This is a genomic window from Paenibacillus sp. TSM33 (genome assembly GCF_056099025.1).
The window spans coordinates 157,503-182,746 of record NZ_JBLZXB010000010.1; the positions used below are offsets into that span (position 1 = coordinate 157,503).

At 43.4% G+C, this 25,244-nt stretch carries 10 protein-coding genes; 8 read left to right on the forward strand and 2 right to left on the reverse strand.

Features of this window, described 5'->3' with window-relative positions; translation table 11 throughout:
- Nucleotides 1–101: 101 nt before the first annotated feature.
- The 5 genes from ACN6NF_RS04785 (at nucleotide 102) to ACN6NF_RS04805 (ending at nucleotide 4,407) form a co-directional block, all read left to right on the forward strand.
- Nucleotides 102–662 (forward strand): SLOG family protein, encoded by a 561-nt coding sequence (locus tag ACN6NF_RS04785; protein ID WP_474315608.1) that lies wholly within the window; start codon nucleotides 102–104, stop codon nucleotides 660–662.
- 156 nt (nucleotides 663–818) lie between these two features.
- A complete protein-coding gene (locus ACN6NF_RS04790) occupies nucleotides 819–2,684 on the forward strand; it encodes a rhamnogalacturonan lyase (RefSeq protein ID WP_474315610.1) in 1,866 nt (621 codons plus the stop codon).
- A gap of 174 nt (nucleotides 2,685–2,858) precedes the next feature.
- Entirely contained in the window at nucleotides 2,859–3,092 is a 234-nt protein-coding gene (locus ACN6NF_RS04795; RefSeq protein ID WP_474315612.1) for a hypothetical protein, read from the forward strand.
- 110 nt (nucleotides 3,093–3,202) lie between these two features.
- Complete coding sequence (locus tag ACN6NF_RS04800) at nucleotides 3,203–4,069, forward strand: DL-endopeptidase inhibitor IseA family protein (protein WP_474315615.1); 867 nt, start codon at nucleotides 3,203–3,205, stop codon at nucleotides 4,067–4,069.
- Nucleotides 4,070–4,161: 92 nt separating this feature from the next.
- Complete coding sequence (locus ACN6NF_RS04805; protein ID WP_016819915.1) at nucleotides 4,162–4,407, forward strand: HPr family phosphocarrier protein; 246 nt, start codon at nucleotides 4,162–4,164, stop codon at nucleotides 4,405–4,407.
- A gap of 90 nt (nucleotides 4,408–4,497) precedes the next feature.
- On the opposite strand, the gene ACN6NF_RS04810 is transcribed toward ACN6NF_RS04805, so the two are convergent.
- Both ACN6NF_RS04810 and ACN6NF_RS04815 read right to left on the reverse strand, forming a co-directional pair.
- Nucleotides 4,498–5,286, reverse strand: coding sequence for a formate/nitrite transporter family protein (locus ACN6NF_RS04810; RefSeq protein WP_474315618.1), 789 nt, complete (start codon nucleotides 5,284–5,286; stop codon nucleotides 4,498–4,500).
- Nucleotides 5,287–5,375: 89 nt separating this feature from the next.
- Nucleotides 5,376–6,158: a Cof-type HAD-IIB family hydrolase gene (locus tag ACN6NF_RS04815; protein WP_474315620.1), complete on the reverse strand. Its 783-nt coding sequence runs from the start codon at nucleotides 6,156–6,158 to the stop codon at nucleotides 5,376–5,378.
- 198 nt (nucleotides 6,159–6,356) lie between these two features.
- Between ACN6NF_RS04815 and ACN6NF_RS04820 the strand changes: the two genes are divergently transcribed.
- The 3 genes from ACN6NF_RS04820 (at nucleotide 6,357) to ACN6NF_RS04830 (ending at nucleotide 25,234) form a co-directional block, all read left to right on the forward strand.
- A complete protein-coding gene (locus ACN6NF_RS04820) occupies nucleotides 6,357–7,376 on the forward strand; it encodes a WXG100 family type VII secretion target (RefSeq protein ID WP_474315622.1) in 1,020 nt (339 codons plus the stop codon).
- 801 nt (nucleotides 7,377–8,177) lie between these two features.
- Nucleotides 8,178–9,404, forward strand: coding sequence for an ACP S-malonyltransferase (gene fabD, locus ACN6NF_RS04825; protein ID WP_474315625.1), 1,227 nt, complete (start codon nucleotides 8,178–8,180; stop codon nucleotides 9,402–9,404).
- Between the two features lie 80 nt (nucleotides 9,405–9,484).
- Nucleotides 9,485–25,234 carry an amino acid adenylation domain-containing protein gene (locus ACN6NF_RS04830; RefSeq protein ID WP_474315628.1) on the forward strand — a complete coding sequence of 5,250 codons (15,750 nt, stop codon included), beginning with the start codon at nucleotides 9,485–9,487 and terminating at the stop codon, nucleotides 25,232–25,234.
- The last annotated feature ends 10 nt before the right edge of the window (nucleotides 25,235–25,244 follow it).

Sequence of the window (25,244 nt, forward strand, 5' to 3'; positions counted from 1 at the left end):
CTAAATTAACACCAGCTTCCCAAAAACGAACCTTGTTAAGCCCATAGGGCAGAGGTTCGTTTTTACAATAATCTTTATGATAATTTCAGAAGGACGATGAGATGATGAAAAACTTGCTCGTTTCGGGCTATCGTGCCCATGAGCTGAATATTTTCAGTCAAAAGCATGAAGGCATTCCATATATTAAAAAGGCGATGGCAGGCAGGCTGATTCCCCTGATCGAAGATGGGCTGGAATGGGTGATTACCCCTGGCCAATACGGGGTGGACTTGTGGGCTTGCGAGGTCGTCATTGCATTAAAGGAGCAATATCCTCACCTAAAATGCTCTATTATGATGGCTTATCAAAATATGGAGGAAAAATGGAAAGAGGATAAAAAGGAATATTTTCAGCAGATTTGTGCCGAAGTTGACTATGTGGGAGTGGTCAGCCGCCAGCCGTATCAGGGAATATGGCAACTCAAGGCACGGGATGAACTCCTTTTCCGTAAAACAGACGGTTTATTGCTTGTGTACGATGAGGATGCCGGAGAGGGCAGCCCACGTTTTATGAAGGAACTGGCATTGAAAAAACAACAGGCAGAAGGCTATCAATATATCAGTATTAGCTCAGAGGATATCCAAAGTATAGCTGACGAAGAACGATTATTCATGGACCTCTGATTTTTAAAGCATTAGCCCGGATTTTTGAACAAAAAGGACGGAATCGTCCCTTTACAATAATGTAAGCGCTACCATAAGATTTAAACAACAATAACTTATCAGTCATATAAAATAAATTTATTGAAAATACAAACCATGAAAGGAGCTAATGATCAGATGAACAAAAGATTTCGGCATACTGTGTTGTTTTGTCTCGGTGTCATGTTATGTGGAGTGGTCACTCCGATGGATAGCCCAATCTCAGCTGCCTCTACAAGGCAAATGGAGAAGCTGAACAGGGGAACTGTCGCAGTGAAGGTACCAGAGGGTGTACTGGTGAGCTGGCGTTTATTGGGTACGGAACCGGACTCGGTTGGCTTCAATCTGTACAGAGGGTCAAGTAAGGTGAATGAAGCGCCGATTACTTCGAGAACCAACTTTCTGGACAAGGCAGGTACGACATCATCTTCGTATACCGTTCGTGCCGTGGTCAGTGGAGCAGAGCAGGCCGCTTCTCCCGCAGTAAAGGTATGGAACAACAACTATTTGGATGTTCCCATCCAGCAGCCTGCAGGAGGCACAACCCCGGATCATGTGAACTACACGTACAATGCCAATGATGCCAGTGTGGGGGATCTCGATGGGGATGGCGAGTATGAGATTGTGCTGAAATGGGCCCCTTCCAATGCTAAGGATAATTCGCAATCCGGTTATACGGGAAATGTATTTTTGGATGGATATGAGCTGGATGGAACACGCAAATGGCGAATCGATCTGGGACGGAACATTCGGGCTGGTGCCCACTATACGCAATTTCTCGTCTATGATTTTGATGGAGATGGTAAAGCAGAGGTTGTATGCAAGACAGCAGACGGCACGGTAGATGGTACAGGAGTAAAGATTGGCGACGCTTCGGCTGATCATCGCAACACGAGTGGATATATTTTGAAAGGTCCCGAGTTTCTAACTGTATTCTCAGGTGATACAGGCAAGGCTCTCAGCACGATAGACTATGTGCCACCGCGCGGAACGGTATCGAGCTGGGGAGATAACTATGGTAACCGTGTAGATCGTTTTCTCGCCGGGGTTGCTTACCTGGATGGCGTAAGACCCAGCATAGTGATGGCACGTGGTTACTACACACGCACCGTTCTAGTCGCATATGATTGGCGGAACGGCAATCTAAGCCGCCGCTGGACCTTTGACAGCAATAGCTCCACCAATACCGGGACGGCTGGACAGGGGAATCACAGTTTGAGCGTGGCAGATGTGGATGGAGATGATAAGGATGAGATCGTGTATGGCTCGCTGGTAGTAGACGATAACGGGGCGAAGCTGGCTAATACGGGGATGGGGCATGGCGATGCACTTCATGTAGGGGATTTGGACCCGGACCGTTCAGGTTATGAAGTGTTCAAGGTGAACGAGGACAAAAATGCCACTTACGGAGCCGCCATGTATGATCCGCGCAATGGCAACATTTTATGGGGCGTAAAAACAGGCAAGGATACCGGACGAGGCATGTCGGCAGACATTGATCCGCGTACCAAAGGAAATGAACAGTGGGCACCGGGCATTGGGTTACGTTCAGCCCAGGGGCAGCTCATTACCAACACGATACCGTCCTCCATTAACTTCGGAATTTGGTGGGATAGGGATCTCCTTCGTGAACTGCTGGATCATACCTCCTCAAGCGCTGGTAAAATCGACAAGTGGAACTATGCGAACTCGACGACTTCCAACTTGCTTACGGCTACAGGGACGAGTTCCAATAACGGAACCAAAGGAACGCCGTCGCTGCAGGCTGATCTGTTCGGTGACTGGCGGGAGGAAGTCATTTGGCGCAAAAGTGATAATTCGGCGCTTCGTATCTTTACAACACCTTACGAGTCAGAACACCGATTCTACACGCTTATGCATGATCCGGTGTATCGCCTGAGTGTGGCCTGGCAGAACGTAGCTTATAATCAGCCACCACACACCGGATTTTATTTGGGAGAAGGGATGACCAAGCCCAAGCAGCCGAACATATACACTCCTTGATGTGCAGCTCAGTAGTGGGGTGAATGAAAGTTAAATGAATAGTATCAGAAAGAGCTCCAGACTAGTCGGGGCTCTTTTTGTTATGGGTACATATGAGAACGTATGATTTCTATATAAATGGGAACATTAGTTCTTATAAAGGTAATATATGTATGGAAAAAGGAGGCGGAATCTGTGAGTTCTTTAACGACTGAAGGCATGATCGAGCTCGTAACTAATGTCGGATTCCCTGCAGCATTAAGCCTGATTCTGTTAAAATACATCCTCGTCACTCTTAATCGTAGATTGGAGCAGCTGGACCAATCTATGAAGCAAATGTCACGATCCCTGGAAGAGATCGAGGAAAAGCAGGAGAAGCGGTCAGAACCTACGCTCCCGGTAAATACGGACAAACTTCGCGCAGAATGAACAAAAAAAGGCAAATAGAAACAATTTAGCAACCCAATCGAGAAACAAAATTCTTATAATAGAGACGTGTGCAGTTTATGCAGACAATGATTATGGAGGTGTATAGAAGTATGAAAATAAATACGAAACTATCCGCACTATGTGTTGCGGCCACACTTTTGAGCGCGGCACAGGTTGCCGCTGCTGCGCCCGCTGTGTCCGCTCCAGCGAACGCAGCGCAACCAAGCGTTGCCGTTCCGTCAGCTACCGTACCGGCCCAGGTGCCAGCACCAGCAGCATCTGCGTCTGTTACGACGCCGGCTCCTGCGCAAGCGCCGTCAGTTCCAGCAACAACAGCCCCAGCCGCAGGTTCCGTCCAAACGGCTAAACCAGCAGCTCCGTCTGCACCAGCACCGCGCCCATCTACGTCGGTAGCGCCAGCGGCTGTTCCGTCCGTACCATCGACTGCCAAGCCGTCCAAGCCGCTGCAGCCGTCCACTTCGGCGCCAGCTGCAGCTACGGCTACCAGCGTGAATCCAACCCAGCTGGACAAGCTGAACCATGAGAGTGCGATTCCGCTTGTGCTGGAGGCACAATCTCGTTATCAGTATGCTACCAGCGGTGGCAAAACGTTGGGCCAAGCGTTCCAGTTGAATGGTAAAAGCTACCGCTATTTGTCCGAGGACATCGGCACGAAGACCAAATTGATCAACTATCTGACGCAGGCTTATACCAAACAGGCCAGTGAGCAATTTGTTGGCAAATTTTTTGTTGAAGTCAATGGCAGACTAGCTCAGTTGAATGCAGATGGCGGCAATTTGCTAGAGTTCAGCCGGGCTACGGCGAAAATGGTAACCATGACTCCGGTGAAGCGCAGCTACCTGCTGACCGTGCCTTATCCGGCAGAAACCAAACAACCAAACGAGAAAATCACCGTGAATTTTGAAAAGGTCGGCAGCCACTGGAAGGTTAGCTCCGCGCCGCATGTTATTTTCTAAATTAAGATTTTGCAACGTTCTTTATAAATAGGGTAAAGTGATGTTAAGGCTTGTTTCGTAAGCCCTAATTCAACGCAGGGGAGTGCTGTGCAATGATGACACCGATCAAGGTAAAAAACGTTAAGGATATTGAGAAGATCAATCAAATCGTATCCAATTATACGTATGACATCTGGATTCATGGCAAAAGCGGTATGGCAGATGCCAAATCCATTCTAGGCATGTATGTGCTCAAGCTGGATGAGCCGCTAACTCTGGTTGTACCTGACAACGTCAATCCCAAAAAGCTGTTCAAGGAGTTGGAGGAATTTATTCATTTTCCTGCTCAAGCAGAATAAACAGCAAAGAAGTATCTGCAGACACTGCATACGCTATTTTTCGAAATTAATGCAAAGAAGCCATGGAACTCAGGTTCCACGGCTTCTTTTTTAATGTTCCTCCTCGTCCAAAAACGGGAGATTGACCGAATAGTACATAACCCCCATAAGCAGCACGCCACCCACCAGATTCCCAAGCGTTACCGGAACGAGATTATGGATGACGCCAGCGACAGAGACCGTACCCGGATGATCGAGCACGAGCGCAATGGCGAAAGTACACATGTTAGCTACACTATGCTCATATCCCGAAATGAAAAAGCAGAATACAAACAGCACCATGGCAAACATTTTTGCGCCATTTTCTTTCATAAACATCGGCACAAAAAAGGCGAGGCAGACTAGCCAATTACACAAAATAGCGCGGAAAAATAGCTGCATTGCAGGCGCTTCCATTTTATGTTCAACCACGTTCAATAGAAAGCTGTTCACGCTGGAGGAGTCAAACAGCCCTGTCAGGTAGATAAGGAGTGCAAACACACCCGCACCTAACAAGTTACCTCCATAGCTGGCAGTCCACAATCGAAGCACCTGGCCCCAGCGCAGCTTTTTACGGAGCGCAGCATAGGTGTAATAGAAGGTGTTGCCGGTAAACAAATCCCCGCCGCCGTACGCGATGAGAATGATGGCTGCCCCGAACGTGAGCGCCGCCATAGGATAAGTAAGTGGAGAATGCTCCATGTAAAAAAAGTTGCCCGTCTTGAAGGCGACAATAACGCCGAAGCCGATAAACATACTCGCCAGCATGGAACGCGCCAAATACCGGAGCAGGCTTTGTTTATAAATTTTGTACTTCTTCAGGGCTAGCTGTTCGACACTGCGTAAGCCTTCCGTTTCCATACCAACGACAACCTCCTATTTTCTCATATCTAAGTCATTAAACCGACTTGTTTTTTCCCGAAACATGCTCAGCCTGCCAAGCAATCCAGTCAGCTTAACAAACCAAGCTTTTGCAGTCCATACCAAATACCGTCTTCATCAGCGCGCTTTGTGACCATTTTAGCGGCGGCTTTGGCTTCATCACAGCCGTTCCCCATCGCGACACTGTTATGTATAGTTGTTAGCATCTCCACATCATTTAATCCATCGCCAAAAGCGTATTGATTCTCAGCGGCAATGCCCAGTCTGGACGTAATCTCGCGGATGCCTTTGGCCTTGGAGCCAGTTTGAGGAACAACGTCCACCGAACTTGGATGCCAGCGTACAAAGTCAAATGCCTTGAACACCGCTTCATAGAAAGGCTCTTCTTCTGCCGTACACATCAACAGCGTCTGATAAATATCTCTCCCTTGGAAATAAAGCGGATCGTATCCCACTGAAATCTTGGCTTTAAGCGTTTGGATCGATTTTTCTACAAGCTCATCGTTAGGAATATTGGCCTTCATGTCCATATGATCCATATATACGAGAGCATGATTATGTGTGAGTGCCAGATCGGTCATCGCTTGCAAGGCTTCACGATTCAGCGGATTGGTAGCGACGACTTCCCCGCGAAGCACGACATATTGCCCGTTAAAGCTAACGTAGGAATCAATTTCTAGCTGTTCACGGATATCCTTGAACATAAAAGGCGCACGTCCTGTTGCGATCGCTACCTCATGTCCTTGTTCTTTCAAAGCAAAGACAGCTTTTTTGGCGGTTAACGGCATTTTCTTGTCATCGTCCAGTAATGTACCGTCGATATCGAAAAAAATAATTTTTTTGTCTGACATGTCCTTACACCTGACTTTCAATAATATATTGTCGAAATAAACTCATATGGATTCATTATATCAAAGGAACTGCTTCTGGATACACAAATACGTATAAATCCTCATGAATGTCCGACCTCTATAGCTTACAATATGAAATAAGGATTACTGAAAACTTTAATTTCTATCTCCTATTTTCGTAGATGGGATGTGATCACCATGACAAAAATCCAAGTCACACCGGAGCAGCTGGATAACGTGGCCTCCCAATTTGCCAATGCCCACGGCATACTGTATAACCAGCTAAACGGCCTGGATAGCACAATGAACCGCCTTCACAGCCAGTGGGATGGTATGGAGAGAAATCGTTTTTATAATGACTATCGTACAGCTAAATATACGCTTTCTTCTATATTAAATAAGGTCCAATCCATTGAAATTGAGCTGAAAAGCATTGCTTTGAAGTTTAGAAATGCGGATGGTGAGAGCACACGTGGCTTCTGGTCAGCCCTGGCAGCAGCGATGAACGCCAGTGCAGCGCTGGCGGGTAGCGAAGAGGCTGGAAATCATGCTGAAGATATCGTGAATTCACCCAAAAATATAGACGAGTGGGAGCAAGCAGACGCGGATAAATATAATCAATATGAGGAACTATTGAAAAACGCGGAGACCATCGGCGACAAGCAGGTCATGCAGAAAATCCACGACCAGATGAATGTCCTGCGGCTGCAATACGAGGACTCGGTTACTCGCACAGATTACAATACAGGAGAGACTTCCAAGATCACATCCGATTCCCTTGTTGCCGTCACTGAACTGACAGGTAAAGACGGAAGCAAAACAGATATATCTATAGATAAAAAAGGGAATATTGTAAGTTATGATCAAAATACGGATAAATACGATTACTGGGTCCAAAAGCATACTCAATCAGCTGCAGAACACGCTCTAGGTAAAACGGCCCAGACCGTTACCGGATATGGAATGGGTCTTATTTTGTCGCGCGGGACTGGCGTCAATGGAGCAGGTTCAGGCGCAACCTCCGGCTGGGGGGAACATGTTGTCGGTATTGGTGGTGGCATGATCAGTGACAAGGTGTTGTTCTCTGTCCCCGATGAGGGAGAAACCCGTACCATGATCTACCGAACAAATAAAGAAACTGGACATGTGGAGAACATGATTATCGTCACCAAAGGTGAGAATGAAATGAAGTATCGCTATTGGGAGGATTATAACTAGAACTTGAGTGGGAAATGATTTTAGTAAAGCGAATAGCAATATCTATCACATCTACAGACTTTTTCAACACTAAGCGAGCGGCAGTGGAAGACTGCAAAACTCACCAGTTGGTAAAAACTGTAGATTTTTTAGTGCGCATATTTCTAAAATTATATTCGAGTTATTTAATTGTTACATCGTATTTATGATTTAAGCAGCAACTTTATGGAATAAAGGACATCTGACTCATGTCGTGTCTTTAATTTATTTTTTCAAATGTAGAGTAATCTGAGCTTAAGAGCAAGGTTCAAAAAAAGATTGTATTATCATAATTTAGATAAATGTGAAAATACAATAAGAATGTATTTATATCAATCTTTTGAAAATATTTAACAATTGCATAAATTAATTTTATTTATTTTTATGTAGTGAAAATAATGAAAAGAGCTATTCTTTCAGGAAAACGACTTTATGTAATGACAATCAACAAAATTCTACATTTTACGACCTTTTATTTACAAAAATGTAACATTTGGAGGTTGACTTATTCATTGACTTTGTTGAAATAAATCGTTATTTTAATTCGTAAAAGGAGTAGAACATGGGTTGGAATAACGATTTATAAATTATTAATACAAGCTGATTAAATGCTAGTACACGGTGATTACATATGATTTAATTTGTTTTAAAATAATTCCTTTTTTCATTAATTATGTCGATCATAAATTTCTGCTTTAATAGTACAAAGGTTATAACTTGCAACAGAAGTTAAATTTTAAAAGTACAGATATTCAGGAAGCTCACTGGAGAAGAGGTTTTCAGATGAATGGTTTTCAGATGAATAAAGTATCTTTTATTTTTCCTGGGCAGGGTTCGCAATATGTAGGAATGAGTAAAGAACTATGGGATAATTTTAATGTGGTAAAGCGTTTATTCGAAGAAGCGGATGATACCTTAGGTGTAAAACTCTCAAAACTTTGTTTTGAGGGAGATCCCCAAGAGCTTCTTCAGACCATGAATGCCCAACCAGCCTTACTTACTGCCAGCCTTGCTGCATATTATGCTAGCAGAGAAATACTGGAACTGGAACCTCAACTGTTAGCCGGGCATAGTTTAGGAGAATATTCAGCATTGGTGTGCAGCGGTTTTTTCTCTTTTCAAGATGGACTTCAAATCGTGAGAAAACGAGGAATGCTCATGCAGCAGACTACAGCTAACGGGGTAGGGACTATGGTTGCTGTTGCGAATGTTTCTGCTTCTATTCTGGAGAGCTTATGTCAAGAGATATCTACGGATCGTGATGTTATATCTATTGCATGTCACAATTCGGACAATCAGTACGTGCTATCGGGACATACAGAACCTATGGCTCGAATAGTGGAGCAAATCAAACGTCTAGAACAAAGTAAGGTTAACTATTTAACAGTAAGCGGGCCTTTTCACAGTACTCTGATGAAGCCTGCAGCAGATAAGCTTGCCGTAGAACTAAAGAAATTCCCGCTACGCAAGGGAAGGTGGCCGGTTGTTTCCAATGTAACAGCCTTACCACATGATGAATTCTCGATTTATGAATTGCTGTACAAGCAAATGATAAGCCCGGTACGCTGGACAGATACGATGGATTATTTATATCAGAACGGTATTACCGTTGCGTTAGAATTAGGTCCGAGAAAAGTACTTGGACAGCTGATGAAAGAAAGATATCCGAGTATCTCCACTTTTTCTGTTAATACCAGTTCTTCTTTAAAAGAGGTGGACAAATGGCTAAGTAAGCAGCAAAGTATACGCAAAGTTACACTTGAGCGTCTGGAGGAAGGCTTTGCAGCAGCGCTTATTGCACGAAATCGAAATGGAGATTACAAACAACATATGGAGGGGGTTGTTTACCCTAGTCAGCAGATTCGAAATCGGATCAATCAACTTCAAAGTCATAAAAATGACACCGTTTATAATGCGGTTAATACAGAGGTGTTAGAGCTAATTCGTACTATTCTCACTACCAAGCAAGTGCCCGATCAAGAACAACAGACGATTCTTAATATGTTCTGAATAAGATTCATCAATGATGTTGGAGATTGTAAATTTATTAACTGGAAGCTAATAAATCTTACGATATACGGGGGAATAGCATGTATACAAATAGGTTCAAAACACTGGTTGATGTTATTACAGAACGGGGAAAGTATGATCATAAATTTATTGCTTTTATTGAGTCGGATCAAAACGAAACAACACTTACTTATAAAGATTTATATTGGGAAGCTCTAGCATTTCTGGGGAATCTTCAGGATGCAGGAGTTAGGCAGGGACAGGAAATTGTATTTCAAATAGAAAATAATCGCCATTTTGTAAAAGCGTTTTGGGCTTGTATTCTTGGTGGCATGATTCCGGTACCTGTCAGCATCGGTAACAATGATGAGCATAGAATGAAACTTTTTAAAATTTGGGATGTTCTTAACGATCCTTTTTTACTCATCGAGCCCAAAATATTAAAAGACCTTGAGAAATATACTTTGAAAACCAATCAGAATAACCTATTCGAAAATATCCGCCATCGTCATCAATTACTTCTTCAAGACCATGAACAACCCAAGCAATCTTTTGCAAAGATACACACCCCTCAGTTGGAGGATATAGCATTTATTCAGTTCTCCTCCGGTTCCACAGGTGATCCTAAGGGAGTCATCCTTACACATCATAATCTCATTCATAACACAAGTGGAATTATAAATAGGACAGTCGTCACAGAGCAAGATTCGTTCTTGCAGTGGATGCCTCTAACCCATGATATGGGTTTAATTTACAATCATATTACCCCATTAGTTGCTGGAGTGAATCAGTATATTATGCCAACTTCGCTGTTCATTCGTCAGCCAGTACTTTGGATAAAAAAAGCTAGTGAACATCAAGTAAGCATTATTTCATCGCCAAACTTCGGATATAAGTATTTCATGCAATTTTTCAAACCTGAAAAAGTGAAGAACTGGAACCTGTCCAAGATCCGTGCCATCATCAATGGTGCTGAACCTATCTCTCCTGAATTGTGTGACACCTTTCTTGACAAATTAGCTCCTTTTGGATTAAAAAGAACGACTATGCGAACATCATATGGTTTAGCAGAAGCATCGGTTGCAGTTGCTATCCCGCCAATCGATACTGAATATATAACCGTTTATGTTGATCGTAAGCACTTAAACATTGGAGAGTCCGTCTTGGAGGTAGACAAGACTTTTCATAATGCTCTGCCATTTGTTGTGGTCGGTCAGTCGTTAGATTATTGTGAAATCAGAATATGCAATGACGAGGATGCAGAAGTCGCAGATCGCGTTATTGGGCACATACAAATCAAAGGTGAAAATGTTACAAAAGGATACTATAACAACGAAGATTCGACATCCAAACTTTTGACGTTAGATGGATGGGTGAGAACTGGCGATCTGGGGTTCTTCCGTGAAGGCCAATTAGTCGTCACAGGGAGAGCAAAGGATATCATATTTGTAAATGGACAGAACGTTTACCCTCATGACATCGAGCGTATCGCTGAGGAAGTAGAAGGAGTCGAACTTAATCGTGTGGCGGCGTGTGGAGTTCGTGTAAATGGGATGGAATCAGAGGAAATTGTGGTATTTGTCGTATCCAAAAAGACGATAGAAAAATTTTCTCCAATTGCAACTCAATTAAAAAAACATTTGTATCGTCATGGAGGATGGGCGGTTCACGATATTATACCTATTAAGCAAATGCACAAAACGACCAGTGGGAAGTTGCAGAGGTATAAGCTTGCGGCTCAGTATGAAGCCGGACATTATCAGGAGACTTCATTAGTTTTAAAAGGGATTATGGAGCAAGAAAACAAAAATCAAAAATTGCCTACACTTTCGTTTGAGATCGAAAAAGTACTTCACGATATTTGCTGCGAGGTATTACTTAGGGGAGAGGTTGACACGAGGGACAGCTATTTTGATTTAGGAGCCAATTCCTTACAACTGGTTCAGATTACAGACAAAATTGAAAATCAGCTGGGGATTAAGCTTGCAGTTACCGATTTGTTTGATCACCCATCAATAGCTCACTTGGCAGAATTTTTAGCGAGCCCTACTGATTCTGAACAACAGCATGTTCCTACGGATGATACGGATCACAATCATAGCAAGGACGTGGCTATTATTGGGCTCTCTTTGGACTTACCTGGTTCTTCATCTGTGTCACAGTATTGGGATCATATTGTTCAAGGCGATGACTGTATCGGGAACTTAAGTTCTCAACGTAAGCAAGACGCCATCGATTATTTATCAGTTGTAGACCAAAGTAAGGGAGAAGAAGAGTTTATAGAAGGCGGCTTCCTAGAAGAAATTGATAAATTTGATTATGCGTTCTTCAAGCTGAGTCCTGTGGAGGCTAGCTATATGGACCCTAATCAGAGATTATTCCTTCAGACCGCATGGCATGCACTTGAAGATGGGGGCTATGCAGGGGAACGGATTCATGGACAAAAGGTAGGAGTTTACGTCGGCTTCTCAAAAGTGGGCTATGATTATGAGCGGATGCTCTCTAAGGGAGAACCGGACAAATTTCATCAGTATATTGTTGGGAATTTACCGTCAGTGCTGGCAAGTCGGATTTCTTACTTTCTTAATTTAAAAGGTCCAGCAGTAACAGTGGATACGGCGTGCTCCTCTTCACTTGTCGCGATTCATATGGCTTGTAAGGCGTTAGCGACAGGGGATTGCAAGATGGCGATTGCCGGAGGAATCCGAACGATGCTATTACCAGTGAAGCTGGGACTAGATATGGAATCACCAAATTTCAGAGCGCGTACCTTCGATGCAGAAGCGGATGGAACAGGTGTGGGAGAAGGGGTTGCAGCGGTTTTGTTGAAGCCTCTCGATCAGGCTTTGCAAGATGGAGACAGTATTTATGCAGTAATAAAAGGAAGTGCGGTGAATCAGGATGGTACAACGGTAGGAATTACTGCGCCTAGTCCTTCCGCACAGGCAGAAGTGGTGGAGGCGGCTTGGAATGATGCGGCTATTCACCCGGAAACTCTGTCATTTATCGAAGCTCATGGAACGGGAACTAAGCTAGGGGACCCTATTGAGATTGCGGGATTGACACAAGCCTTTGAAAAATATACGGACAAAAAACAATTTTGTGCAATCGGTTCCGTCAAACCCAATATTGGTCACTTATTTGAAGCAGCAGGAATATCCAGTCTTATTAAAGCAGTTCTAATGCTGCAAACGAGGAAGAATCCTCCGTTGGTTCATTTTAAGAAACCTAGTTCCCGTATTAATTTTGAATTGTCGCCCTTTTATTTGACGACAGAAGTAGCCGATTTAAGTTCAAATGATGTCCCACTTCGCTGCGGAGTAAGTTCTTTTGGATTCAGTGGGACCAATGCTCATGTTGTTATGGAGGAGTTTATAGAAACGCGAACACATGAGGAATCTGTAAACACGCCGGATGGTGTTCATCTTTTTACGGTTTCCGCAAAAAATGAGACAAGCCTGCATCATTTGGTTGAGGGATATGTGGACTATTTACGCCAAAATCCAGCGGTTTCCTTGGAGCAGATGTGCTATACCACACATATCGGCAGAGCTCATATGGAACATAAATTAGCAGTTATTACTTCCAGTCCAGAGGATTTATTACACAAGTTGGAGCGATGGACTTCCGGGAACAAACGAGAGAATACACCTGATATGTATATAGGTTCTCATAAACAGAGCGTTGATCATAAACGGGAAAAAGATGATACGGTAGGTCGATTGATTACAGCCATTAGAGCAAGTGCACATACAGATGTTCACGCTCTACGCCAATTGGGTGAACTGTACGTCAAAGGTATGGCTATTCCGTGGCAAGCGCTTTATGCGGATGATATCAAAATAATCCAGTCGCTGCCTTTGTACCCTTTTGAACGAAATCGTTGCTGGTTTACTCCAAAAGTAGTGCAGATAAGTAACGTAGGCAGGGAGGAGAAAAGTATGGAGTCCGCGTATCCAAAAGAACTGCAAGCTACAGATCAGCTAGACTACACAGCGAAGATTTCCAAAGTATTAAAAGATGTAATCAGTAAAGTTTCCGGTTTTACGGTGGAACAACTGGATGAACAGATGCATTTTCTCGAAATGGGCTTGGATTCAATTATGCTAGTTCAAGTTCAAAAAGAAATTAGAGAACAATTTAATGTGGATGTTCCCATGAACCACTTCTTTGAAAGTGTTACAAACCTGGATCGTCTAACAACGTTTATTTCAGATTTGACATATACCACCCAATCAGTTGCGGCTGCGGATGCTCTAAATACGGTCGATGATCGGACAGAAGTCAATCCGGAAAATACGGTTGCTGCAAAGCCTTCGTCCGAGTTGGGTGGCCTGGAAAAGTTACTCTCTCAACAAATTGAATTACTGAACAACCAACAGCTGGGACTTACTCAAGTGTTGACCAAACAACTGGAGATGCTTAGTGGCGGTCAAGGAGGAACTATTCAGGCAGCATCGTTAACCACAAACAAAGACACAGTCAGTGCTCAGCCTACATCTCTGCATGTTGTGGCAACTGACGTGCCTATCACTTCTACAATTAAAGTGAATCCAACTACTGAATCCAAACCTTTTGTACCCTATCAACCTCTACTGATCGGTGAGGAAAGTGGATACAGTGCGCGGCAAAATGATTTCTTACAGCGTTTTATTAAACGATATACTCAACGAACCCTCGGGTCCAAGAAATACACACAGGAAAGTCGACTGGTTCATGCAAATAATCGTCATGTGTCTGGGTTCCGATCCTATTGGAAAGAAATCGTATATCCTATCATTTCAGAGAGCGCTTCGGGTTCAAGGATATGGGATGTGGATGGGAATGAGTACATTGATTTAACTATGGGCTTCGGGGTTCATTTATTGGGTCATAACCCAGCTTGGCTAACCGATACTTTACGGAGCAATGTGCACGACCGTACGCCTTCGATCGGCCCTATGTCGAATACAGCAGGCGAGGTTGCTGCCTTGATTAGCGAGCTGACAGGTGTGGAGCGGGTTGCCTTTTACAATTCGGGGTCAGAAGCTGTTATGGTTGCTTTACGTTTGGCTAGAGCAGCTACAGGACGCTCCAAAATAGTACTATTTGCTGGTTCTTATCATGGAACATTCGATGGTGTACTTGCCGTGTCCGATCCGAACTTCAGCGGGGGAGAGGCTTTGCCCATGGCACCGGGAATTCCTTCGAGCATGATGGAGGATGTAATTGTACTCCCTTATAATCACCCGGATTCTATAAAAGCTATCAAACATTATGCACATGAACTTGCTGCCGTATTGGTGGAGCCTGTACAAAGTCGAAGACCGGATTTGCAACCAAAGGAGTTCTTGGAACAAATTCGCGAGATAACAGCACATTCGGGAACGGCACTTATTTTTGATGAAGTAATCACAGGATTTAGAATTCATCCAGGAGGTGCTCAGGCCTGGTTTGGAATTAAAGCTGATCTAGTTACTTACGGAAAAGTGGCAGGTGGAGGTATGCCTGTTGGCATAGTCGCTGGAAGCTCAGAATTTATGGACACTGTAGATGGGGGTGTGTGGTCGTTCGGAGATGACTCCTATCCGGTAAATACGCATATTAAAACGTTCGTAGGCGGTACTTTCTGTACACATCCGCTGACCATGCATACGGCTCTAGCCACTTTGAAATATTTGAAGTCTGAAGGGCCGAATCTTCAGGAACAACTGAACCGAAGAACCAACGAATGGGTAGCAGAGCTGAATACTTATTTTAAGCAAAATAGTGTACCTATCCACATGGTGAACTATGGCTCATTATTCCGGTTCGTTTCGTTTGGCGACATTGAGCTCTTTTTCCATCTGCTGATTGACAAGGGAATTTACATATGGGAAGGTCGCAATTGCTTTTTATCGACTTCTCATACAGATGGAGACCTTCAACAAATTACACAGGCTGTAAAGGAAAGTGTGGAGGAATTGAGAAAAGGGGGATTCCTACCTGACCATACGCCATCACCGGATGGAGATGGAAGCCGAAAAAATGAGGTGGTCCCCCTCGAATCCTCAACGTTCCCTTTAACAAAGGAGCAGCAGCAAATTTGGTTTGCTACGCAATCCAGAAGTGATTCATCCACTGCATTCAACGAAATAGCAGCATTGCGAATGCAGGGTCAACTGCAGCTTGATATTGTAAAACGTTCAGTACAGACAATTGTGAATCGGCATGAGTCGCTACGGACGGTTATTGACCCCGATGGTGAAGAACAGCATGTTCTTGACAACGTGAATGTGGTCATCTCACTGAATGATTTCTCAGGATTTCCTCCATCAGAACATAAAGAAAAGGTCAAGCAATGGTTTGAGGAAGAGGGACAAAGAACATTTGATCTAACGTCCAAAGAACCATTGTTCCGAGCTCACATTTTACGTTTAAAACCGGAAGAACATATTGTAGTATTCACATTTCATCATATTATTGCGGATGGTTGGTCAATGGCAGTGTTTATCCGTGAATGGGAGCAAGTCTACACTTCTTTCTGCAAAGGAGAAAATATAGTCAAGCTGCCTGTACCGCCAAAATTCAGGGAATTTCAAGCTTGGCAACAGCTGGAACTAGAACATACAGGAGTGAGTGAGGCAGTTTCTTACTGGACACAGACTTTGGATTCCGTCTCTGTTGCCATGGACATTCCGTCAGAGGACGGTGGTATGAAGAAACCAGCGTATAGTGGAAGAAGAATAAATATTCGGGCAGACAGTACGCTGACGAGAAAATTGAAAAAACTTAGTATTAAAGCGGGTAATAGTCTGTTTGTCACACTTTTGACAGCATATAAAGTATTTCTGCACCGTTTAACGGGAAACACCACGATAGTAGTAGGCATTCCTACCTCTGGTCAGTCTAGAATGGAACAAGTTAATTTGATCGGAAACTGTGTTAATATGCTGCCGATTGTGAGCCATATTACCAGCAAAGAATCATTATTTAAGTATATGACACAAGTTAAGCGAGTCATGCAGGAAGTCGAACCGCTTCAAAACTACTCTTTTGCTGATCTGATTGAGCGTATTGAAAACATACTGATACCTGAAATGAATGTCATCTTCAACATGGATCGACCGATGCAGAATTTTCATTTTCATGGACTGGATGTTGAATTGATACCGACACCGATCCTGTACTCCAAATATGACATGTTTCTCAATGTGATGGAGGTTGAAGGAGAGCTTTGGTTTGATTTTGATATTAAAGCTAGCTTGGCCGCATCAGAAACAATGCAGATTTGGGCAAAGTACTTTTTACACATCCTGAACACGATTGCTGATGGGCAGGAACGGGATTTAGTAGATATCTCACTCTTAAATCAGGATGAACTGAAATATGGGGCTAAAAACTACAGGGACTATGTGGAACTCGAATCCAGCGACATTACGGACAACGATTCACCAAGAGCCATCTATTTACTGGATCATTATCTGCAACCTGCGCCTGTGGGAACGATCGGGGAATTGCATGTAGTACAGGAAAACGAATCGCCTTCCGAAAATTTAGTATATTTACCGACAGGAATCCTGGCTTTGCGAACCGCAAACGGTGAATTGCGATTGTTGGGACCTGTTCAGAAGCGAGCCTATATAAAAGGACATGCCATATATACTGAACAGCTTGAACGATTTATTACCTCTATTCCACAAATTAGTGAATGCCAAGTGATAGCCCAGAGCACAGAGGGCAGAGCAGACACACATTTGGTTGCCTATGTTACGAGTCCTGATGATGGAATAGAGGAAATCCTTCGCAAGCAATTGCGAAATCATTTGCAAGACCAATGGGTACCTCAACAGATCGTACAGCTTGAAAACATGCCCTTAAATTCGCAGGGGTATGTAGACTTGTCGCAGCTTTCTACGATGAAACAAGTTGTTAGCAAAGAACCTGTTGAGGCAGTTAGTAGCACGGAGAGGAAAGTAGGAGAAATTTGGGGAACGGTGCTGGGATTGAATCGTGTTAAATCTGATGACAATTTCTTTGATCTAGGAGGAGATTCGTTGAAGGCGACTCTCTTGCTTGCCAGAGTTCATCAAGAGTTTGGCAAACGAATCCCTTTGAATGTACTTTTTCATTCACCGACAGTTTCGACCTTGACCAAGGTGATCGAAGGAGCCAAACAAGGAACAGCCGTTTCTATTAAAAAGCTCGAAGAATGTACCCATTATGCAGTATCAGACGCCCAAAGACGTATGTTTGTCTTACAGGATATGGGGATAGGTACAGCTTACAATATTACGGGTCAGGTGCGTATTGATGGGGATCTAGACATCCCCCGTCTTCAGAAGGCTTGCCTGGATTTGATTCGGCGCCATGAATCATTTCGTACTTCCTTTGATATCGTGGATGGCGAAATTGTACAAGTTATTCATGATGAGCCGACTTTTGAAATCGAAGTCACAGAAATATTGGAGAAAGATGCAGACGAGAGGAGTCGCTTGTTTGTCCGTCCGTTTGATCTGCGCCAATGGCCACTTTTCAGAGCAGAATTGTTTCGCTTTGAGGCTAATAAACATATGTTGGTCATGGATATGCATCACAGTATTGCAGATGGGCTTTCGTTATCCATTTTCCTTAATGAACTCGTACAACTGTACCGGAGTGAAATTTTAGCTCCGATCCAAATTCAATATAAAGATTTTGTTGCATGGCAAAAGGAACAGTATACCAGTAATCGTTTATTTGAACAGGAACATTATTGGAAAAATGTTTTGAACGGAGAATTACCTATACTGGCAATGCCTACGGACTTCCCTAGACCATTACATCAAAGCTACGAAGGGGCTGTATTGTCGTATAACATCACTTCAGAGATGACAGAAGAATTAAAGAAACTTGCCAAAAATACGGGGACTACAGCTTTTATGATCCTGCTTGCGGCTTATAATATACTGCTCGCAAAGTATACGGGTCAGGAAGATATTATTGTAGGAACAGCGGTGGCAGGGCGTCAGCATCCGGACACGGAAACGATGATAGGAATGTTTGTCAACACGTTAGCTTTGCGGAATCGTCCGTCTTCTCAGCGGAGTTTTCATTCATTTTTGCAAGAGGTCAAGGAAACAACTCTGCGAGCTATGGACTATCAGGACTATCCTTTTGAAGCATTGATTGAGAGACTGGATATCCGTCGTGACCAAGGACGCAATCCTTTGTTTGATACGATGTTTGTCATGCAGAATTTTGAGATGAGTTCGCTTGAAGCCAATGGAGTAAAATTTCATCCAAGTGAATTCAATCCAGGAATTTCCCAATTCGATTTGGTACTAAGTGCTGACGAATGGCAGGAGGGACTAGCCTTACGCTTCAATTATTGTACCCAATTGTTCCGATCAGAAACGATTGATCGTCTTGCTAACCTCTATATACAAATACTACGCTCCATTTTGGAACAACCTTGGAGCGAGATTGGGAAGTTGGAATGGTTACCTGAGGAAGAGAAGTTACAGCTGATACACGGCTTTAACACTTTTGATCTGTCCTCTTCATCGATAGTGGAGAAACAAGAAACGTTGCACTTGCAATTCGAAGAGCAAGCTCTCAAAAGTCCGGATCATGTAGCTGTAGTTCATCAGGGACATGTGATTACTTATAAAGAGCTGAACGAGAAATCAAATCAGCTGGCGAGGGCATTAATGAAGCGGGGGGTAGGGGCAGAAACTGTAGTCGGCTTAATGGCGGGCCGTTCATTAGATTTGGCCGTTGGTATGTTGGCTATTTTAAAAGCCGGTGGCGCCTATCTTCCAATCGACAGTTCTTATCCAGAAGAACGAATTCACTTTATGCTTGAGGATAGCGGGGCTGCTCTCCTGTTGTTGAATGACTCATCTAATTACAATGCTACAACTTATGAAGGTTTAGTCCTAAATATGGACGATGATGAGTGGTATAAAACAGAAAGCAAGTTGTCTTCAAAGTGGGAATCGGATTCAAGTCATTTGGCATATGTGATCTATACATCGGGCTCAACGGGTACTCCTAAAGGAGTTTGTATTGAGCATCGAGCGATATTAAATACGTTATCTTGGAGAATAAATGAATATGCACTTGAAGCAGCAGACCGTATCCTGCCAATGCTGTCTAGCTCATTTGATGCTTTTGTGGGTGCCTTTTTTACTCCGCTGCTGTCTGGAAGTACGGTGGTGCTGCCTACGGATGAGGAACTGAGTGAATTATCGGCTCTGAAGGCCATAATTTTATCAAGTCATATTACACATCTCGTGTGTACTCCTTCCATGTACATGTCTATTATAGAGGGTCTGACTCCAGATGAAGCCAAGTCTCTCAAGGTTGTAACGTTAGGCGGTGAGAAAGCAACGAAACGGTTGATAGAAGCCAGCCAAGCCAAACATCCTGGCATTCAATTGTTCAATGAGTATGGCCCGACAGAGAATAGTGTAGTTACAACGATGTTACGAGATATGGGGCCTGAAGAAGTGGGCTGTATTGGAAAGCCGATTCCTAATACGGGCATTCTCATTCTGGATCAATACTTGCAGTTGCGGCCCATAGGACTTTCAGGAGAATTATGCGTTTGGGGTAAAGGAATTGCGCGAGAATATCGTAATCGTCCTGAGCTTACGGCGCAGAAATTTATCCCACACCCTTATTTGGACAATATGAAGCTCTACAGAACAGGAGATTTAGCGAGATGGTTACCTGACGGAACGCTAGAGTATCTTGGCCGCGCAGATCAACAAGTTAAAATCAGGGGCTACCGGATTGAGCCAGGTGAAATTGAAAGCACATTGTTGGCTCATAGAGCGGTAAAAGAGGCAGCAGTAGTGATTAAAGGAACAGATGACAATCCGTATTTATGCGCTTATGCCGTTTTGCGGGAATCGGTTACAGTAGATGTTTTGAAAGACTATCTGTCGTCAAGCCTGCCTCATTATATGGTACCAGCCCATGTATTCTTGTTGGATGCGATGCCGCTGACAGCAAACGGCAAAGTTAGTAAAAGTGCATTACCTGAACCAGGGGAGCATTCTAGCAAAGAATTACAGCACGTTGGGCCCAATAATGAAACGGAGCAGCTATTGATCGAAATGTGGCAGGATCTGCTAGAGATTACTCCGATTGGTATACACGATCATTTTTTTGAAATAGGTGGGCACTCGATGAAAGCGACCCTGTTGACTGCGAAAATCAACGAGGTCTTTCATATCGAAATTTCAACTCAAGATATATTTGGGGCACCAACAATCGAAGCGCTCTCCAAGAAGATTCTTGCTGCCAAACCCACAGATTACCAACGAATTGAGGCAGTGACTGAGGGAGCTTATTATGAGGTTTCTCCAGCACAATCCAGATTGTTGGCCGTACTACCGCTAGATGAGACGGGTGTGGCTTACAATATGTCGGCAGCATTGATGATCGAAGGTCATGTAGATCGAAGAAGAGTGGAGCGTACCTTTGAACAATTATTAGCCCGGCATGAAGCATTTCGGACCTCGTTCGGATACGTGGATGATAGAGCGGTGCAATTTGTACAACCAGAGGTAAGCTTTGAACTTGGCTTTGCCCGGGCTGCTGGTGATATTACGACAAAGGGCATAGATACATTGATCCATAATTTCATCCGTCCTTTTGATGTTGGCAAAGCCCCACTATTTCGAGCGGAGCTTCTTCAAATGGATCGTGATAAATTTATGCTTCTTATTGATATGCACCATTTGATAGCTGACGGTACTTCTATCGACACTATTATTAACGAATGGAACAAGCTGTACAAGGGAGAAGAACTTCCCGCTTTACCGCTTCAATACAAAGATTACTCTGCTTGGCTCAGATCGAATACAGAAATTCATGCAAAGCAAGAACAGTATTGGCTTGATCAATATAAAGGAGAACTTCCCGTTCTAGATCTGCCTACAGACTATCAGCGGCCACAGTTGCAGAGTTTTGTTGGAGATATGGTGAAAGTCGAACTGTCCGAAAAGCTTATAGAACAGTTGAATCTCACGTGTATTCAAACGGATAGCACACTCTTTATGCTTCTATTTGCTGCCTATAATGTGCTGTTGGGGAAATATGCAGGACAGGAAGATATCGTAATTGGTATTCCAACGTCTGGACGAACGCATGCAGATACCAATGGGATCGTAGGATTATTCGTTAATACACTGGCTATTCGGAACCATCCGGCTAGTCATAAGAGCTTCAAAACCTTTTTGAACGAAGTAAAAGAAAACACGCTGCAAGCTCTGCAAAATCAATCGTATTCATTTGCCGAACTGGTTGATAAGCTGTCCATCAAGAGAGACCTGAGTCGAAATCCGTTGTTTGACACGATGTTCTCCTTTATGAATACGGATGCACAGCAGTGGCAAGCCGATAACCTTAATTTTGAGCTATATCCGTTCAAAACGGGTATTTCCAAATTCGATCTTGTACTGAATGCCGAACAAAAGGCTGGGAGAGTTCATCTGGAATTTGAGTACAGTACAAAACTGTATAAAAAAGAAACAATTGAGCTTCTCGTCGAGCATTACCTAAATGTATTGGAGGAAATAGTCCAAAACGCTGATATAGCATTGACTGATATTAATCTCCTAAACGCAACAGAAGCGGCTGCTATGGATGAGCGGTATAACAGCACTGATATAGCTTATTCACAGCCGAGACCCATACATCATTATATTGAGGAGCAGGCTGATAGAAGACCGGATGCTAAAGCTGTTATCTATCAAGATCAGGTGCTGACCTACAAGGAGTTAAATGATCAGGCAAACGCGATAGCAAGCAATTTGTTGGCTAAAGGAATTGGACTTGGAAGTTATGTGCCTATACTCATGGAACGGAGCCTGGAACTGGTAGTATCCATACTGGCTGTTATGAAAACAGGTGCTGCTTTTTCGCCTCTTGATACAGAGTGGCCTATTGACCGCTTACAGAGCGCCCTGCAGGATTTGGGAAGTTCTACCCTATTGGTCAATTCAAGTACACCTATCAGTTCAGAAATAAATGCTGAAGAGTATCTAGTTATAGACTGCTCTGTAGTCGAAAGGAAGAGTAACGCTATCAGTAACCCGGAAGTAGGTGTAGATATGGAATCACCAATCTATGTCATCTTCACTTCGGGTTCAACCGGCAAACCAAAAGGAGTTATTGCTGCCCATAAAGGAATAACCAATCGTTTTCTATGGATGAACGACTATTTTGGAACATCGGCTGCACAAAGTGTTCTCCAGACGACTCATCATGTATACGACAGCGCGGTATGGCAATTGTTTTGGCCATTAATGAACGGCGGAACGACCGTGTTGCCGGAAACAGGCATGACCGTGGATGCTACGTACATGACGAGTATCATTGAACAGGAGCGTATTTCTTTTACAGACTTCGTTCCATCCGTATTTAATGCTATTGTCAACCAGTTGGACCAAAATTCAACTCGAACCAAGCAATTGGATTCTCTTCAACAAGTTATTCTTGGTGGTGAAGAAATTACGCCATCGACGGTTCATACGTTTTTAACCATTTTTCCTCATGTTCAAATCACGAACCTGTATGGTCCAACGGAGGCAAGTATAGGCTGTGTTGCTTATCGAGTGACAGGAGACGAAGACAGAATTCCTATCGGAAAGCCAATTGCCAATACCAAGATTTATATATTGGACCCTGGACTAAAAAGGGTTCCCGTAGGAATCGCAGGAGAAATGTATATTGCAGGTACACCACTTGGGATTGGATATTTGAATGATCCGACTAAAACGAAGGCCAGCTTTATAGATAATCCTTATTCAATGCCTGGCTATGAAAAGCTCTATAAAACGGGGGATTTAGCTAAATACTTGCCTGACGGTAACATTGCTTTCCTGGGTAGATCCGATTTTCAGGTCAAAATTCGCGGCTACAGGATTGAACTCAGTGAAATTGAATATCATCTTTTAGGCATAGCTGATATTCAGGAAACTGTCGTAATGGTCAAAGAGAATAAGGGAAGTTCTTATTTATGCGCGTATGTGGTTTCAGCTAATCCATTAGATACGGATCATATCAAAATGCAGTTGGCTAAGGAGCTTCCTGATTACATGATACCTTCGGTGTATGTTCCGCTTGACGTGATCCCCATTACACCTGGCGGAAAGATTAACCGTAAAGCATTACCTGAACCTGACTGGAGCGGTGCCTTAGAAGTGGAGTATGTGGAACCAACAGGTGAGACTGAAGTATTGCTGGCCCAAATATGGGAGGAAGTGCTTGCCGTAACAGGCGTGAGTGCAACTCACAACTTCTTTGATTTGGGCGGAGACTCTATTAAGGGTCTGCAAATCGTCTCGCGTTTGAACACACATGGCTACAAGCTAAGCATTAAAGAATTATTTTTGTACCCTCAGATTAGACAATTGAGCCCATTCGTTAAGGTGATCCGTCGGAAGATTAGTCAGGAAGCTATTGAGGGGGAGCTGCCTTTAACGCCAATACAGCAGCGATTCTTCCATCTACAGAAGATAAGTCCTCAGCATTTTAATCAGTCCGTCATGCTATTCTCCGAAGACGGTTTTGATGAGCAAGGGATTGTGGCTGCATTTGACTGCATCATTAAACAGCATGATGCCTTAAGAATGACATTCTGTCAGAGAGAAGATCGCATTGTTCAATACAATGAAGGACTAAACAATCAACCACTATCCTTAACGATTAAATCACTGCCTGAAGGTCTACCAGCAGAAGCATGGATTGAGCAAGAAGCGACGGCTATTCAAAGTAGTTTCGATCTCACCACTGGTCCTTTAATGAAGCTTGGTTTATTCCGGACTGCTAAGGGAGATCACCTGCTCATTGCGGTTCATCACCTGGTAGTTGATGGGGTTTCATGGAGAATTATTTTACAAGATTTTGCGTCCCTTTATCAGCAATATCAGCGGGGGGCAGCACTACACTTGCCAGACAAAACGGATTCTTACCGCTCATGGGCACAAGAAATAAGCCAATATGCAACAAGCGAGGAGCTGGCGCAGGAACTGGAATACTGGACACAGCTGGAGCAAACCCAGTCTGGAGCGTTGCCTAAAGACAGCTCCTATGAAACCAACATGTTGCGTGATAGTGAAAATGTAAGTGTATCACTTGATAATGAGAACACTAGCAAATTGTTAAGACAGGTGCACCAGGCCTACAATACTGAAATTAATGACATTTTGCTCACTGCTCTTGGATTAAGTATCAAAGAATGGACTCAGCAGTCTCGTGTGTTGATCTATCTTGAAGGGCATGGGCGAGAAGAAGTGTTTCAGGAAATGAACATTTCCAGAACTGTTGGCTGGTTCACAACAATGTATCCATTTTTACTGGAAGTGGACAATGCGCATGATCTCTCATATCAGATTAAGAACATCAAAGACAGCCTTAGAAGGATACCGAACAAGGGCTTTGGGTATGGGGTATTAAACTATGCTCAAGTGAATGAGTCTGGTGTGACTGCATTTCAGGCCGCTCCTGAAATTGCCTTTAATTATATGGGGCGTTTTGATACGGAACTAGATACAGATGTATTTACACTTTCTAAATTTTCCTCTGGAGAAGAGGCTAGTCCCTTCACGGAAAGATCTGTAGCGTTAGATATCAACTGCATTATTAATGAAAGCGAACAATTAATTATTACATGCAACTATAACAAGCAAGAATACCAGCAACAAACCATTGAACAACTATTATTTTTATTCCAAAAACATTTGACGAATCTAATCGACCATTGCTGCAGCAAACAAGTAACGGAACAAAGTCCAACTGATTTTCTCTATGACAAGTTGTCAATCGATGAGTTTCAGAACCTGTCCCAACTTTTAAGTAACAAACTAAACTTGTAGCAAAGTGGTG

Excerpts from the sequence above, each read along its gene's own strand:
- ACN6NF_RS04810 (WP_474315618.1), bottom strand. The coding sequence starts at position 5,286 with ATGGAAACGGAAGGCTTACGCAGTGTCGAACAGCTAGCCCTGAAGAAG.
- fabD (WP_474315625.1), top strand. The coding sequence starts at position 8,178 with ATGAATGGTTTTCAGATGAATAAAGTATCTTTTATTTTTCCTGGGCAG.
- ACN6NF_RS04805 (WP_016819915.1), top strand. The coding sequence starts at position 4,162 with ATGATGACACCGATCAAGGTAAAAAACGTTAAGGATATTGAGAAGATC.
- ACN6NF_RS04790 (WP_474315610.1), top strand. The coding sequence starts at position 819 with ATGAACAAAAGATTTCGGCATACTGTGTTGTTTTGTCTCGGTGTCATG.
- ACN6NF_RS04815 (WP_474315620.1), bottom strand. The coding sequence starts at position 6,158 with ATGTCAGACAAAAAAATTATTTTTTTCGATATCGACGGTACATTACTG.
- ACN6NF_RS04820 (WP_474315622.1), top strand. The coding sequence starts at position 6,357 with ATGACAAAAATCCAAGTCACACCGGAGCAGCTGGATAACGTGGCCTCC.
- ACN6NF_RS04830 (WP_474315628.1), top strand. The coding sequence starts at position 9,485 with ATGTATACAAATAGGTTCAAAACACTGGTTGATGTTATTACAGAACGG.
- ACN6NF_RS04800 (WP_474315615.1), top strand. The coding sequence starts at position 3,203 with ATGAAAATAAATACGAAACTATCCGCACTATGTGTTGCGGCCACACTT.
- ACN6NF_RS04785 (WP_474315608.1), top strand. The coding sequence starts at position 102 with ATGATGAAAAACTTGCTCGTTTCGGGCTATCGTGCCCATGAGCTGAAT.